Source organism: Streptomyces sp. NPDC002463, from assembly GCF_042889835.1.
Lineage (GTDB): Bacteria > Actinomycetota > Actinomycetes > Streptomycetales > Streptomycetaceae > Streptomyces > Streptomyces nymphaeiformis.
This window is the reverse complement of sequence record NZ_JBIARL010000002.1, coordinates 155,080-168,411: the sequence shown is the minus strand read 5'-3', so window position 1 is coordinate 168,411 and position 13,332 is coordinate 155,080. Positions and strand designations below refer to the sequence as shown.

Below are 13,332 nucleotides of genomic sequence, written 5' to 3'. Positions count from 1 at the left end.
GGGCCTCGCCGTTTTCCGGCCAAGATCACGGAGGTGTGAACAGCTGACGAACTATCGCCCGTACCTACGGGTAGGGGATTCACTCTCCGCGACCGGTCGATAGCGTGTCGTCGTCGCTGCCGCCACACCCGGAGCACAGGGCTCCGCTGGGACTAGCTGGCGCGATGAGGACTGCCTACGTGACTCAGGCGGCTTTCGCCCCTGCCGAGACGCTCCGACTCCAGCCGTACACCGATCACTGCCGCGTCATCGCCGACGAGGGCGCGCACGTGGTCATCGGCGTCTCCCCGGGGAACAGTTATTTCACCGCCCAGCGGCTGCGCGAGCTGACGCGCTGGGGCTTGGACCACTTCGATCAGGTCGATCTCGTCTACACCGATCTGCATGTCGCCGACATGTACGAGGCGCTCGGGTACGGGGCCGACGAGGCGCGGCGGAAGGCCGTGAAGAACCTGCGGGGGGTGCGGGCCAAGGTCGGAGCGGCCGTGGCGGAGGCCGATCCCGCGGGGGTACGGGTCCGGGCCCGCGGGATGTCGGAGTTCGGGGACGTGCCGGCCTACCGGGAGCTGCACCGCACGGTGCTCGACGCGGTGGCGGCGGACCCGGTGGTACGGGAGACCTGCGACGCGCTGACCGGGATCTTCCTGGCCGGGAAGCTGGCGCCGGGGCAGGTGATCGACGAGCGGCAGCGGGAGGTGTGCCGGGCGTACATCTGCGCCGAGGTGCCGCTGTTCCTGGACACGCCCGCGATCCTCGGGGTGCCGTCCTCGCTCAACTGCTACCACCAGGCGCTGCCGTTGGCCGATCTGCTGTACGGGCGGGGGTCCGGGCTCCGGGCCTCGCGCAACCAGGGCCACGGCATCCTCACGCCCGTCGAAGGAGTCTCCGCATGAGCACCGCCACCGCAAGCGCCCTGCCCGCGTTCCCCTTCGACTGGGACGGGACCCGGCTGCCCGCCGAGGTCGCCGGACTGCGCGCCGAGCCGGTCCGCAAGGTCCGCACGATCGCCGGGGCCGAGGCCTGGCTGGTCTCCTCGTACGAGCTGTGCCGATTCGTCCTGGAGGACCAGAGGTTCAGCCTGAAGGACACCTCGGCGCCGGGGGCGCCGCGGCAGTACGCGCTGACGATCCCGCCGCACGTCGTGAACAACATGGGCAACATCACCGGGGCCGGGCTGCGCAAGGCCGTCATGAAGGCGATCAACCCGAAGGCGCCCGGCCTGGAGGAGTGGCTGCGGGCGCGGGCCGCGTCCCTGGTGGACGCGCTCGTCGCCGAGGGAGCGCCCGGCGAGCTGCGGGGCGCCTACGCCGACCCGTACTCGTCGGGGCTGCACTGCCGGATGCTGGGCATCCCGGAGGAGGACGGGCCGCGGCTGCTGCGCAGTCTGGACGTCGCCTTCATGAACGCGCCGCGCGAGATCGAGGCGGCCCGGCTGAACTGGGACCGGGACATCGCGTACATGACGGAGCGGCTCGACGATCCGGCGACCGGCGGGCTGATGGCGGAGCTCGCGGCGCTGCGCGAGGACCCCGACTACGCGCATCTGACGGACGAGATGCTGGCGACGGTGGGCGTGACGCTGTTCGGGGCCGGGGTGATCTCCACCGCCGGGTTCCTGACGATGGCGCTGGTGTCGGTGCTGACCCGGCCGGACGTGCGGGAGGCGCTGACCGCCGGCGGGGTCGCCGGGGCGATGGACGAGCTGCTGCGGGTGAACCTGTCGATCGGCGACGGGCTGCCCCGGGTCGCCCTGGAGGACGTACGGCTCGGCGACGTCGACGTACGGGCCGGTGAACTGGTCCTCGTCCTCGTGGAGGCGGCGAACCACGACCCCGAGCGCTTCCCCGACCCGCTGGCCTTCCGGCCGGACCGGGAGAACGCCGGCGACCACCTCTCCTTCGGCGGCGGGTCGCACTACTGCCCGGCGACAGCCCTCGGCAAGCGGCACGCCGAGGTCGCCCTGGAGACGCTGCTCGACCGGCTGCCGGAGCTGCGGCTCGCGGTGCCGGTCGAGCAGCTGGTGTGGCGCACCAACTTCATGAAGCGGCTTCCGGAACGGCTGCCGGTGGCCTGGTAGCGGGCGGGACCGCACGGGGGCGCCGCCCGGCCCGGTCCGGGTCGGGCGGCGCCCCTGCAGCGTCAGCGGCCGTAGCGGATCAGGGCCCGGACCATGCGGCAGGTGGTGTCGGAGGGCGGGTGGATTCCGATGCTCTCGGCCGTGGTGCGTATCGTCGCGTTCGTGGCCTTCGACGGGACGTAGACGCCCGCGTCGAGAAGGGCGATCGCGAGGCGCATGGCCTTCAGGCGGCGGTTGTGCGACACGTACCACTCGCGGGGGCGGCCCGCGGGGAGCGGCTTCTTCTGGAGCGGCTTCCAGGGTTCGAGGGACGGCGTCCGGATCACGGCGAGAGCCATGGGCTACCTCCTGGCGAACGGTGGGGTGCGGGCCCTCCCCGGGACCCTCACCTTCACCCCCTATTTTAGAGACCCCCACTGACAATCGCCCCTGGCCAGGTGGGGTTTGGGGGGTGGTGGCGGGGGCCCTGGGGGGTACCGTGCGGGTACCGTGTGGGGCATGGAGATCTGGATCAATCCCGCCTGTTCCAAGTGCCGCAGCGCCCTCACCCTTCTCGACGCGGAGGGCGCCGACTACACCGTGCGCCGCTACCTGGAGGACGTGCCGACGCCGGAGGAGATCCGGGAGGTGCTGAAGCGGCTCGGGCTCGAACCGTGGGACATCACGCGGACCGGCGAGGACGTCGCCAAGGAGCTCGGCGTGAAGGACTGGCCCCGGGACGAGGCCGGCCGCGAGCGGTGGATCGAGGCGCTCTCCCAGCACCCCAAGCTGATCCAGCGGCCCATCATCACGGCCGAGGACGGCACCGCCGTCGTCGGCCGCACCGAGGAGGCCGTGCGGGACGCGCTGTCCCGCTGACGTCGGCCCCTTCAGCCCTTCAGGAAGGACGCGATCCGGGTCAGCGCGGCCGGCGGCAGGCACTCCGGGAGCGTGTGGTGGGTCGCGGTCGGCAGGGTCTCCGTCATGGCGCCGGGGACGGTCGCCCGCGCCCGGTCGGCCACCCGCCGCGCGTCGTGGACGCGGCTCCGCCCGGCGAAGAACAGCAGCGCCGGGGGCCGCAGCGCGGCCAGTTCGGCGGGGGTCGGGCGCGGGCCCGTGACCGGGCGCTGCCGGGGCTGCTCCGCCGCGAGGGCGTCGAGGCGCCGCAGCGCACGGTCGTGTTCCGCGCCGTCGGTCTCCCAGGTCAGGAAGGCCTCGGCCCGTGCGGCGCTCGGGCGCAGCAGCATGGGCAGGGCGTGCAGGAGGTACGCCGGACGGAAGCCGGCGAAGCAGCCGGTCGGGTCGAGGAGGACCAGGCGGTCGGTGCGGTCGGGGGCCGCGAGGGCGTACCGGAGCGCGGTCCACGCCCCGTACGAGTGGCCGAGGAAGGCCGCGGAGGCGATCCCGAGGCCGTCGAGCACGGCGTCGAGCCAGGCCTTGAGGTCGACGGCCGTACGGATCGGGAGGCCGTCGGACCGGCTGCGCCCGGGGCCGCCGACGAGGTCGACGGCGTGGAGCCGGTGGGTAGCGCCGAGCGAGGCGGCCGTCGCGCCCCAGGAGGCGGCGGTGGACCCGCCGCCGGGCAGGAGGAGGACGGGCGGGCCGTCCTCGGGGCCGTGGTGGAGGACGTGGGTGGTGCCGTGCGGGGTGCGGAGTTCGGAGCCGGTGGTGGGCCGGGGCCACTGGGCGAGGACCGCGTCGTAGGCGGCGTCGAAGTCCGCTTCGCCGGCGTGGGACAGAGCACGGGGCATGGCGCGAGTCCTCTCGTTCGGCGAGAATCACGGTCGGCGATATTCTCGCTCAGCGAGATAATAGGAGGTCGTGGTGGCCGAGTCACCGGAGATGCGCATCTTTCATCTGCTGCGCGAGGTCACGGTCGAATACGGCCTGCGACAGGCCGAGTTCGCCACGCGCAACGGCATGCACCCCACGGACGTACGGGCCCTCATCTGCCTCCTCGACGCCGAACGCGCCGGTACGGACGCGACGGCCGGGTGGCTGGGTGAGCGCCTCGGCCTCAACTCGGCCGGTACGACCGCCGTCGTCGACCGGCTCGAACGGCTCGGCCACGTGGCCCGCTCGCGCGACGCCCGGGACCGGCGGCGCGTGCTGCTCACCGTCGAGGACCGGGCGAAGGAGCTGGGCCGCGCCCACTTCGGACCGCTCGTCGACGGGACGGTGGCGCTGCTCGGCGGCTTCACGGAGGAGGAGACCCGGGGGGTACGGCGGTTCCTGACGGGCGTACGGGACCTCATGGACGACGACGGGACGTCCGGGGCCGCAGGGGTTTCTTCATGACCAGTTCCCGGCCCGTGCGGTCCGTCGGCGCGTAACCGAGGCGCTCGTACAGCGCGATGGCCCGGGCATTCGCCGCCAGAACGGAGAGCCGGAGGGTTTCGGCCCCGGTGCCGAGCGCCCAGGTCTCGACGGACGCGATCAGGCCCGCCGCCAGGTCCTGCCCGCGGGCCTCGGGCGCGACCCAGACGGACCGCAGTTCCGGTACGCCGTCGGCCGCGGGCAACCCGGCCGCGAGCCCGACGGGCCGCGCGCCGAGCACCGCGAGCACGCCGTACGTGGCCGGGTCCTCGAACCGGGCCCACCACTGCTCCTCGCCACCCCGCTCCCAGTCGGCGAGCCGCGCCTTGAACGCCTCGGGCGAGGCGGTGAGCGAGGCGATGCGGGCGGCACGCCACAGGGGCCAGTCGGCGGGGGTGACGACGCGGAGGTCCGGCCGGCCGGTGCCGGGCGGGGGCGGGACGGCGGCGGGCGCCGGCCTCCCGTGGTCGTCAGCCGCGGGCCGCACGCTGTTCCGCCTCCGTCAGGATCTCCGTGAGCCGCAGGCCGAAGCGGGCGTCGCAGGGGTGGGGTGTGCCGGTGCGGGCCGCCGTGACGAGGGCGTCCACGGCCGCGCCGAAGGCCCCCACCGCGCCGTCCCAGCGGGGCATCTCGGCCCGGCCCCGGGTGCCGTGCAGGGTGAGGGCCGCCTCCGCCGCCTCCGGGGGTGCGCTCAGGGTGAGCGTGGCCGTGCTGCTCGCCCCCGAGCCGTGCCGCAGCACCAGGTGGTGGGTGTCGTCCGGGCCCGGCGCGGCGGTGATCGCGGTGACGTCGCCGAGGACCGGCAGGTAGACGGAGAGGACGTGCGGGCCGACGTCCCAGAGGCCGCCCTTCTCCCGCCGCCAGGGCGAGGCGGCGTACGCGCTGGTGGAGCCGGGGCCGTACAGCGAACCCAGCCAGTGGGCCTCGCCCAGGAACCAGCCGCCCGCCGCCGCCTGCTCGTCGATCCAGCGGGCCGTCGGCTCCGCGAACCGCAGGGTGCAGAAGACCACGGAGGCGACCCCGGCCGCCTCGACCGCCTCGGTCACCTCGCGGGCGAGGGCCACCGTCGTCGCGACCGGCTTGTCGAGCAGGACGTGGCAGCCGGCCGCCGCCGCCCGGACCGCGAGCGGGGCCTGGACGTCCGGCGGGAGGGCGAGGGCGACGGCGTCGCTGGCGTCGAAGAGGGCGTCCACGTCCTCGTACGCGCGCGTGCCGGACGCGACGGCGAGCTCGGCGGCCGCCTCGGGGCGTCTTCCCCACACCCCGCTGAACTCGACACCCGGATGCCCGGCGAGCGCGGGCGCGTGCGTGCGGGCGGCCCAGGGGCCGGTGCCGAGGAGTCCGATACGGGGCTTCGCCCCCAGCTGCTTCGCCATGCCCCCAGTCTGCCGGTCGGCACCGACAGCGGACCCCGTATCCGCCGGTCGGCACCGACAGCGGACCCCGTATACGACGGGCCGAGTTCCAGGCGGCGGCGACCTGGATCGATCGCACGGTGGCTCCGCGAAGATCAGGAAAGCCGAGTAACACCGCGTTCACATTCGGGCAACGGACGGGAAATCCCGTGTTGCGAAGCTGCGGTCGAACACACACCGCGCAGTCGGCGCGGTGACCGCAGCTTCTCGCAGTGCCGCGAGCCGCAGCGGATCCCCGCAGCAGCACGCCAAAGGATGAGACCCGTGACCTTCAAGGCTGAGTACATCTGGATCGACGGCACCGAGCCGACCGCGAAGCTTCGCTCCAAGACGAAGATCATCGCGGGTGAGGGCCTCGCGCTCGACGCGCTGCCGATCTGGGGCTTCGACGGTTCCAGCACGAACCAGGCCAAGGGTCACGCCTCGGACCGCGTCCTCAAGCCGGTCTTCTCCTGCCCGGACCCGATCCGCGGCGGCAACGACATCCTGGTGCTGTGCGAGGTCCTCAACACGGACATGACGCCGCACGAGTCCAACACGCGTGCCGCGCTGGCCGAGGTCGCCACCCGCTACGCCGCTCAGGAGTCGATCTTCGGCATCGAGCAGGAGTACACCTTCTTCGACGGCACCCGCCCGCTCGGCTTCCCGGTCAACGGCTTCCCGGCCCCGCAGGGCGGCTACTACTGCGGCGTCGGCGTGGACGAGATCCACGGCCGCCCGATCGTCGAGGCGCACCTGGAGAACTGCCTCAAGGCCGGTCTCGGCATCTCCGGCATCAACGCCGAGGTCATGCCCGGCCAGTGGGAGTTCCAGGTCGGCCCGCTGTCCCCGCTCGAGGTCTCGGACCAGCTGTGGGTCGCCCGCTGGCTGCTCTACCGCACGGCCGAGGACTTCAACGTCTCCGCGACGCTCGACCCGAAGCCGGTGAAGGGCGACTGGAACGGCGCGGGCGCGCACACCAACTTCTCCACCAAGGCGATGCGCGAGGGCTACGACGCGATCATCACCGCGTGCGAGTCCCTCGGCGAGGGTTCGAAGCCGCTCGACCACGTCAAGAACTACGGCGCCGGCATCGACGAGCGCCTGACGGGCCTGCACGAGACCGCCCCGTGGGACGAGTACTCCTACGGCGTCTCGGACCGCGGCGCCTCGGTCCGCATCCCGTGGCAGGTCGAGCAGGACCAGAAGGGCTACATCGAGGACCGCCGTCCGAACGCGAACGTCGACCCGTACGTGGTGACCCGTCTCATCGTGGACACCTGCTGCGAGGCCCTGGAGAAGGCCGGCCAGGTCTGATCCCCCGCACACCCTGACAGGGGCGCCCGCCGTTTCGTACGGCGGGCGCCCCTGCGGCGTTGTCAGTGGCGAGTGGTTCAGTGGGCTCATGCTCGACATCGCGGTGGAGACCGAGAACCAGGAGAAGCACGTCCGGCCGTCCGAGGAGGACCTGACCGGACTCGTGCGGCGCATCGGCGCCGACGGGGACCACTTCCTGGTCCTGCAGCGGATACCGGACCTGCCGTCCGTCTTCGCGCAGGTGTGGCACGAGGCCGGCGGCGACTTCCAGTTGGAGCACCGGGCCGGCGCGCCCGAGCTGCACTTCGAGACGCGACTCGACGACCCCGAGCGGGTCGCCGGGGTCCTGGCCGCCTGGGCACGCGGCGAGGCCGGCTGGGACGCCGGGCTGACCTGGCAGAACATGGGCTTCCCCGCCGCACCGGCCGTCCCCGAACTCCCCGGGGAGGTGCGGGAGGAGATCGAGGGCCGGGTGCGCTCGCTGCTCGTCTGCGGTTACGACGACCGGGCGCGGCTGACCCGGATCGCCCAGGAGGAGGTGTTCTCCCCCGACGAGCACCCGGTGTCCCGGGAGCAGGCCGAGGCGCTGGTGGACCGGCTGTGGCTGGAGCGGGTCGAGGAGATGGCGGGCTGGGAAGGCACGACCGACCCCGAGCGCCTCACGGCCGCCTTCGCCGAGCTGGACGCGGCCGGGATCGTCGCCCGCGAGCACTTCACCTGCTGCCGGTCCTGCGGCACGGCGGAGATCGGCGCGGAGGAAGGGGCGGACCGGGCGCGCGGTTTCGTGTTCTTCCACACCCAGTGCACCGAGGGCGCGGCGGACGGCGGCCCGCTGTATCTGCTGTACGGCAGGTTCGACCACTCGGCGGAGACCGCCGCGGAGACCACGACGGGGACGACGGCGGGAACGACGGCTGCGGCGGTCGGCGAGGAGGTGGTCGCGGCGCTGCGCGGGCAGGGGCTGAGCGTGGGGTGGGACGGGGATCCGGGGCAGGCGATCCAGGTCACGGGGCTCGACTGGCGGAGACGGCTGACCGGTTGAGGGCGGAACCGGACCCCGCCGGAGCCGGTCGGCGGGGGCGCTGCCTTCCGGTCGGTCGGGGGTGTGACGTGACAGGGGGTGCTCAGCTCGTTTCCCTCCTGGTTTAATAGGGATATGGCCAGCATGAAGAACGACACCGCGACGGGTCGCCACGACCTCGAGCCGTTCTGGCCTTCCCGGCAGCACCACGACTTCGACCGGTGCTGTCGACGCGTGAGGAACGCGTCGGCCCTCTAAAGCCCCGATCGGACCGTTCCGATCCCGGCCTTCGGCCCACGCGCACGACGTACGAGACCTTTCCGTCCGTTCCTCCGCGTGAAAGAGCTGACCTGCCATGGCCCACACCCAGATCGCCCACAGCGCTTCCCTCACGGCCGTCCGTCCCGGCCGGCACCGACTCCGTGCCGTCGATCCGAACGAGGTCGTCGACCTCTCCCAGGTCGCGGACTTCCTGCCGCCCGGCGCCACCCTGCTGCCCGCACCGCAGCACGCGCTGCCGACGCTGCCCGGCCGGCCGCCGATGGTCGGGTACCTCGTCCTCGTCCCGGCCGACCAGCAGCCGCACCTGCCCGCCGCCGCCCCCGCCTCCGCCCCCGTCGCGGCGGAGGAGCAGGGGCCGGTGACCATCGACGGCGTCCAGCGGATCGCCCTCGTCGACGGGCAGGCGCTCGACCTGACGTACCTCGAGTTCGAGCTGCTCGCCCACCTGGTGGCACACCCTCACCGGGTGCACACGCGGGACCAGTTGGTCACGACGGTGTGGGGGTACGGGCACGTGGGCGACGGCCGGACGGTCGACGTGCACGTGGCGCGGCTGCGCCGCAAGCTGGGCGCCGAACACCGCCACACGATCCAGACCGTGCGGCGGGTCGGCTACAAGTACACCCCCTGATCAGGCCGTTCGGGACCTCGCCCTGACCTTGGACACCAGCGCCAGGGCGAGGTCCACGAGCAGGAACAGCAGCAGGCTGGCGCCGAGGAGCGGGACGAACCAGGCGACGGCCGCCGTCGCCGCCACGAACGGCAGCAGCAGCGTCACCGGCACCTTCCGCCACGTCCCGCGCGCCACCGGGCGACCCGGGCGGCGAAGCCACCACATGCGGTAGCCCCAGAGGACCAGCAGGATCAGGGCGAGCGCGAGGGCCGCGAGCGCCAGCTGGTTGAAGAGACCGAGGAAGACGCCCGTGTGCGCGTCGATGCCGATCCGGGTCAGCTTCGCGAGCAACGGGTAGTCGGAGAAGCGCAGTCGATCGAGGACCGTGCCGTCCGCCGGGTTCACCGCCACCGAGTCCAGCTCGACCGGGAACTGCGTGTCGGCCTCCTTGATCACGTACCCCTTGCCCTCGGCGGGGAGCGTCACCGAGATCCACGGGCTGTCGATGCCCGCCGCGCGGGCCGCCTCGACCGCCTTGTCGAGGCCGATGTCCCGGCCCTGCGGGCTCGTTCCGCCGTGACCTCCGCCATGGCCCTGGTGTCCCTCGTGCCCCGCGTGTTCCGAGGAGGGTGCCGTCCCCGCCGACAGTGCCGGGGTCGCGCCGCCGAGGGCGTCCTGGACGGTGCCGATGTTCTCGCCCGCGTACCGCGACCACGTCAGGCCGGTGGCGGAGAGCAGGACCAGGCCGAGCGCCGCCCACAGGCCGACCGAGCCGTGCCAGGAGAGCGTGCGGCGACGGGACTTCGGGCCCCGCTCGGGCAGCACGAGAGCACGGCGGTTCTTCCGGCGCCGGCCCACCCAGAGCAGTACGCCGCCGAGCGCGATCACCCACAGCCAGCTCGCGGCGAGCTCGCTGTAGTTGCGGCCGAGCTCGCCCAGGTGCAGGTCCCGGTGCAGCCCGTCGATCCAGGTCCGCAGCGGAAGGGCGCCGGAGCTGCCGTAACTGGGCAGCTGTCCGCGTACGTCACCGGTGTACGGGTCGACGAAGACGGCGAGCGAGGTGCCCTCGGGGACGTCGGGATCGGCCATCAGGACCCGGGTGGTCGCGCCGGGCTCGGCACCGGGCCGGACGGCGGTGACGGTGCCGTCCGGGTCGGCCTTGCGGGCGATGTCCACCTGCCGGGAGAGAGGCAGGGTGGTGTCGCCGACGGGGACCTCCAGCTCGTGCGCGTAGACGATCTTCTCCGCCTGGAAGGAGAGCGCGTAGAGCAGACCGCTGACGGCGGCCACGAGAAGGAAGGGGGCGACGAGGACGCCCGCGTAGAAGTGGAGGCGCAGGACGAGGGGGCGCAGGGCGCTCCACGCTCCGGGCTTGGACGGGGCTGGTGGCGGTGGCGCTTCGGATTCGAGGGTTTCCGGGCGCGCGAGATCGTCGAGTGTCATGACGGACTGTCCTTGGAGTCGGTGAGTCGACAGGGGGAAGCGACCCCCGGGTCAGACGTGTGCTCCGAGGGCCGTGGCGCGGGGTGCGGACAGCCGGGGCGGGCCGCGCCGGGAGAGGGTGTGCGCGAGGACGACGGTGTGCGGGCGAAGGGCGTCCCGCCGCGCCCGGCGGACCCGGCGGCGGGGGGTCTCGGGGGCGGGGACGAGAACGCGGGTGCAGAGCAGACGCAGGGGCGTGAAGGCGTACGCGAGGGCGGCACGCGCGAGCGTGAAGAACGCGGCCTCGCCGTGCGCGAGCCAGAGGCCGCAGAGGAGGGCGGCGAGGAGGTGGACGGCGAGCATGCCGGCGGTGTCGGGGGCGAGGGGGTGGTCGGCGGGAGCGGTGGCCATGGCGTCCATGCCGGGCATGTTCTCCATGCCCGGCATCTCGTGGTGCATCCCCTGCATGGGCGCTGCTCCGTGACCCGCCGTCGAGAAGAGCAGGTGGAGCGCGCCCTGGAGGAGCAGCAGCGCCCCCGCGATCGTGGGCGTACCCCTGCGTCGTCCGGCCCCGGCCCAGGCGGTCGCCGCCGTCGCGGCGAAGGCGGCGAGCAGCGTGGTCGCCGGAAGCTGGTGCGCAGACATGGACGAATGCCCCACAGCGGCCAAAGTCACGCACACGACCGCGAAGAGCGCGGCTCGCAGGGCGCGCAGGGGCGACCGGGCATCCGTCATCGCGACCATGCTGTCATCCCCGGCCGGCGGACCGGCAGACGCCCTCCGATGCCGCCCTTCCGTCGGGGTTCCTCCCCTGGCGGAATCCTCCGGGAGCGGAACTCGCTGTCCCCGCCCGTCCCCGCCGGGCAGGCTTGGATCATGAAACTGCTGATGCTCGGAGGTACGGAGTTCGTCGGCCGCGCGATCGTCGAGGACGCGCTCGAACGGGGCTGGGAGGTGACGGTCTTCCACCGGGGCCGCCACGCGGCTCCGCCGGGAGCGGCGTCGCTGATCGGGGACCGCACCGATCCCGACGGTCTCGCCGCCCTCGCCACCGGTTCCTGGGACGCCGTCGTGGACACCTGGTCGGCCGCGCCCTCGGCGGTGCGGGACGCGGCGCGACTGCTCGCGGACCGGGTGGGGCGGTACGCGTACGTGTCGAGCCGCTCCGTGTACGCCTGGCCGCCCGCCGCCGGGCTCGCGGAGGACGGCCCGCTGGTGGAGGGCTCCCCGGACGACGGGGAGGTGCCCTACGCGGAGTCCAAGCGGGGCGGCGAGCTCGCCGCGACCGCCGCCTTCGGGCCCGACCGGACGCTGCTCGTCCGCGCGGGCCTGATCCTCGGGCCGTACGAGAACGTGGGCCGGCTCCCCTGGTGGCTGGGCCGGATCGCACGCGGCGGCCCCGTCCTTGCGCCCGGGCCGCGCTCGATGCCCGTCCAGTACATCGACGTCCGCGACCTCGCCGCGTGGACGCTGGACGCGGTGGCGGCCGGGCTGTCGGGGCCGTACAACCTCGTCTCGCCGCCCGGGCACACCACGATGGGCGGGCTGCTCGACGCGTGCATACGGGCGACCGGGGCGGACGCCGAACTGCGCTGGACGGAGCCGGAGGCGCTCCTCGCGGCCGGGGCGGAGCCCTGGACGGAACTGCCGGTGTGGCTGCCGCCGGGCGAGATGTACGACGCGATGCACACCGCCGACGTCTCCCGCGCCGTCGCGGCGGGGCTGCGCTGCCGGCCCGTGGAGGAGACGGTCGCGGACACGTGGGGGTGGCTGGAGTCCCTGGGCGGGGTCGCGCCTCAGCGGCCGGACCGGCAGGGCGTGGGGCTCACGGCGGAACGGGAGGCGGAGGTCTTGGCGGCGCTGGCGAAGGGCGAGGGGTAGGGGGGCGCGGGCGGCGCCCACGCCGGTGCGGGCCCGCGCCTGGCGGGGCGGCGCCCACGCCCACCCCCGTGTGGGAAATCGTCCCGCCGGGGCGAGGGGGGTCTCCCCTCGCCCCGGTGGAACGACTGCCCACAACGGCGGGGCTTCGGGTGGATCTGCTCGGATTCGGGCGATCCACTACCGTCGACACGAAACCGCATGATTCGGAGGAGTCGACACCATGACCGCCATCCCCGCCACCTCCGTCGCCAACCTCCGTGATCTCGGCGGGCTGCCGCTCGGTGGCGGGCGGTCCGTCCGGCGTGGGCTCGTGTTCCGTTCCGCGCAGCTCGACCGGCTCGACCCGGACGAGCCCGCCGTCGCCGGCCTCGGCATCCGTACCGTCGTCGACTTCCGGGCGGAGACCGAGCGCGCCGACCGGCCCGACCGGCTGCCGCACGGCGCCCGGCCGGTCGTCGCGGACGTCCTCGCCGACTACCTCGCCGGCAGCGGGCTGCCGCCCGCCGCACGCCTGAAGGCCCTGCTCACCGACCCGGCGCTCGCCGAGGAGCACCTCGGCGGGGGCCGGGTCCGGGCGGCCTTCGCCCGGACGTACCGGACCTTCGTCTCCGGCGACTCCGCCCGCGCCTCCTACCGCGCCCTGCTCGCCGAGCTCGGCACCCCGGGCGCCGGGCCGCTGCTCTTCCACTGCTCGGCCGGCAAGGACCGTACCGGCTGGGCCGCGACGGTCGTCCTGTCGCTGCTCGGCGCGGACGAGGAGACCGTGCGGGCGGAGTACCTGGCGGTCAATCCGGCGGTACGGCTGGCGTTCGCGCCCATGATCGAGGGGTTCACGGCCCAGGGCGGCGACCCCGAGCTCGCGCTCGAACTGATCGGGGTCCTGCCGGAGTACCTGGACGCGGCGCTCGACGAAGTGGCGGTCCGGCACGGGTCGATGGAGAAGTACGTCCGGGAGGGGCTCGGCATCCCGGACGAGGTGACGGAGCTGATCCGCGAGCGCCTGACGGTCACGGCGGCCTGAGCCGCACCC

The 13,332-nt window shown here is 73.7% G+C and carries 15 protein-coding genes; 9 read left to right on the top strand and 6 right to left on the bottom strand.

Annotation, left to right across the window (positions count from 1 at the left end):
* Window positions 1-179: 179 nt before the first annotated feature.
* Both ACFYX3_RS05910 and ACFYX3_RS05905 read left to right on the top strand, forming a co-directional pair.
* Complete coding sequence (locus ACFYX3_RS05910; protein WP_389008567.1) at window positions 180-893, top strand: tRNA-dependent cyclodipeptide synthase; 714 nt, start codon at window positions 180-182, stop codon at window positions 891-893.
* Complete coding sequence (locus tag ACFYX3_RS05905; RefSeq protein ID WP_389008564.1) at window positions 890-2,077, top strand: cytochrome P450; 1,188 nt, start codon at window positions 890-892, stop codon at window positions 2,075-2,077. The genes ACFYX3_RS05910 and ACFYX3_RS05905 overlap by 4 nt, the downstream gene beginning before the upstream one ends.
* 62 nt (window positions 2,078-2,139) lie before the next feature.
* On the opposite strand, the gene ACFYX3_RS05900 is transcribed toward ACFYX3_RS05905, so the two are convergent.
* The gene (locus ACFYX3_RS05900) at window positions 2,140-2,415 is read right to left on the bottom strand and encodes a hypothetical protein (protein ID WP_376590174.1); all 276 of its coding nucleotides are present in this window, start codon (window positions 2,413-2,415) and stop codon (window positions 2,140-2,142) included.
* Between the two features lie 160 nt (window positions 2,416-2,575).
* Here ACFYX3_RS05900 and ACFYX3_RS05895 point away from each other — a divergent pair, with 160 nt between their 5' ends.
* The gene (locus ACFYX3_RS05895; protein WP_376590176.1) at window positions 2,576-2,935 is read left to right on the top strand and encodes an arsenate reductase family protein; all 360 of its coding nucleotides are present in this window, start codon (window positions 2,576-2,578) and stop codon (window positions 2,933-2,935) included.
* Between the two features lie 11 nt (window positions 2,936-2,946).
* Here ACFYX3_RS05895 and ACFYX3_RS05890 read toward each other — a convergent pair whose 3' ends face one another.
* On the bottom strand, window positions 2,947-3,807 hold the full coding sequence (locus ACFYX3_RS05890; RefSeq protein ID WP_389008560.1) for an alpha/beta fold hydrolase: 861 nt from the start codon (window positions 3,805-3,807) through the stop codon (window positions 2,947-2,949).
* Between the two features lie 91 nt (window positions 3,808-3,898).
* On the opposite strand from ACFYX3_RS05890, the gene ACFYX3_RS05885 reads away from it, so the two are divergent.
* Window positions 3,899-4,354 carry a MarR family transcriptional regulator gene (locus tag ACFYX3_RS05885; protein ID WP_389009439.1) on the top strand — a complete coding sequence of 152 codons (456 nt, stop codon included), beginning with the start codon at window positions 3,899-3,901 and terminating at the stop codon, window positions 4,352-4,354.
* Here ACFYX3_RS05885 and ACFYX3_RS05880 read toward each other — a convergent pair.
* Window positions 4,308-4,859 carry a GNAT family N-acetyltransferase gene (locus tag ACFYX3_RS05880; protein ID WP_389008557.1) on the bottom strand — a complete coding sequence of 184 codons (552 nt, stop codon included), beginning with the start codon at window positions 4,857-4,859 and terminating at the stop codon, window positions 4,308-4,310. The two genes, ACFYX3_RS05885 and ACFYX3_RS05880, sit on opposite strands and share 47 nt — an antisense overlap.
* The gene (locus tag ACFYX3_RS05875; RefSeq protein ID WP_389008554.1) at window positions 4,843-5,748 is read right to left on the bottom strand and encodes a Gfo/Idh/MocA family protein; all 906 of its coding nucleotides are present in this window, start codon (window positions 5,746-5,748) and stop codon (window positions 4,843-4,845) included. The genes ACFYX3_RS05880 and ACFYX3_RS05875 overlap by 17 nt, the downstream gene beginning before the upstream one ends.
* Window positions 5,749-6,051: 303 nt before the next feature.
* Here ACFYX3_RS05875 and glnII point away from each other — a divergent pair, with 303 nt between their 5' ends.
* The 3 genes from glnII to ACFYX3_RS05860 all read left to right on the top strand — a co-directional run bounded on the left by glnII (window position 6,052) and on the right by ACFYX3_RS05860 (window position 9,017).
* Window positions 6,052-7,083, top strand: a complete 1,032-nt coding sequence (gene glnII, locus ACFYX3_RS05870) for a glutamine synthetase (protein ID WP_389008551.1) — start codon at window positions 6,052-6,054, stop codon at window positions 7,081-7,083.
* An 88-nt stretch (window positions 7,084-7,171) separates the two neighbouring features.
* Window positions 7,172-8,125: a DUF6891 domain-containing protein gene (locus tag ACFYX3_RS05865; RefSeq protein WP_389008548.1), complete on the top strand. Its 954-nt coding sequence runs from the start codon at window positions 7,172-7,174 to the stop codon at window positions 8,123-8,125.
* 334 nt (window positions 8,126-8,459) lie between these two features.
* A complete protein-coding gene (locus ACFYX3_RS05860; protein ID WP_389008546.1) occupies window positions 8,460-9,017 on the top strand; it encodes a winged helix-turn-helix domain-containing protein in 558 nt (185 codons plus the stop codon).
* Here ACFYX3_RS05860 and ACFYX3_RS05855 read toward each other — a convergent pair whose 3' ends face one another.
* Both ACFYX3_RS05855 and ACFYX3_RS05850 read right to left on the bottom strand, forming a co-directional pair.
* A complete protein-coding gene (locus ACFYX3_RS05855) occupies window positions 9,018-10,442 on the bottom strand; it encodes a PepSY-associated TM helix domain-containing protein (RefSeq protein ID WP_389008543.1) in 1,425 nt (474 codons plus the stop codon).
* Window positions 10,443-10,493: 51 nt separating this feature from the next.
* On the bottom strand, window positions 10,494-11,066 hold the full coding sequence (locus ACFYX3_RS05850; protein WP_389008540.1) for a hypothetical protein: 573 nt from the start codon (window positions 11,064-11,066) through the stop codon (window positions 10,494-10,496).
* A 231-nt stretch (window positions 11,067-11,297) separates the two neighbouring features.
* On the opposite strand from ACFYX3_RS05850, the gene ACFYX3_RS05845 reads away from it, so the two are divergent.
* The gene (locus tag ACFYX3_RS05845) at window positions 11,298-12,302 is read left to right on the top strand and encodes an NAD-dependent epimerase/dehydratase family protein (protein WP_382661148.1); all 1,005 of its coding nucleotides are present in this window, start codon (window positions 11,298-11,300) and stop codon (window positions 12,300-12,302) included.
* 220 nt (window positions 12,303-12,522) lie between these two features.
* Complete coding sequence (locus ACFYX3_RS05840) at window positions 12,523-13,323, top strand: tyrosine-protein phosphatase (RefSeq protein ID WP_389008536.1); 801 nt, start codon at window positions 12,523-12,525, stop codon at window positions 13,321-13,323.
* Window positions 13,324-13,332: the final 9 nt, after the last annotated feature.

Bases quoted from the DNA above. Each gene is read 5' to 3' on its own strand.
- ACFYX3_RS05845 (WP_382661148.1), top strand. From the start codon at position 11,298: ATGAAACTGCTGATGCTCGGAGGTACGGAGTTCGTCGGCCGCGCGATC.
- ACFYX3_RS05840 (WP_389008536.1), top strand. From the start codon at position 12,523: ATGACCGCCATCCCCGCCACCTCCGTCGCCAACCTCCGTGATCTCGGC.
- ACFYX3_RS05905 (WP_389008564.1), top strand. From the start codon at position 890: ATGAGCACCGCCACCGCAAGCGCCCTGCCCGCGTTCCCCTTCGACTGG.
- ACFYX3_RS05875 (WP_389008554.1), bottom strand. From the start codon at position 5,748: ATGGCGAAGCAGCTGGGGGCGAAGCCCCGTATCGGACTCCTCGGCACC.
- ACFYX3_RS05850 (WP_389008540.1), bottom strand. From the start codon at position 11,066: ATGTCTGCGCACCAGCTTCCGGCGACCACGCTGCTCGCCGCCTTCGCC.
- ACFYX3_RS05890 (WP_389008560.1), bottom strand. From the start codon at position 3,807: ATGCCCCGTGCTCTGTCCCACGCCGGCGAAGCGGACTTCGACGCCGCC.
- ACFYX3_RS05895 (WP_376590176.1), top strand. From the start codon at position 2,576: ATGGAGATCTGGATCAATCCCGCCTGTTCCAAGTGCCGCAGCGCCCTC.
- ACFYX3_RS05900 (WP_376590174.1), bottom strand. From the start codon at position 2,415: ATGGCTCTCGCCGTGATCCGGACGCCGTCCCTCGAACCCTGGAAGCCG.
- ACFYX3_RS05860 (WP_389008546.1), top strand. From the start codon at position 8,460: ATGGCCCACACCCAGATCGCCCACAGCGCTTCCCTCACGGCCGTCCGT.
- ACFYX3_RS05865 (WP_389008548.1), top strand. From the start codon at position 7,172: ATGCTCGACATCGCGGTGGAGACCGAGAACCAGGAGAAGCACGTCCGG.
- ACFYX3_RS05855 (WP_389008543.1), bottom strand. From the start codon at position 10,442: ATGACACTCGACGATCTCGCGCGCCCGGAAACCCTCGAATCCGAAGCG.
- ACFYX3_RS05885 (WP_389009439.1), top strand. From the start codon at position 3,899: ATGCGCATCTTTCATCTGCTGCGCGAGGTCACGGTCGAATACGGCCTG.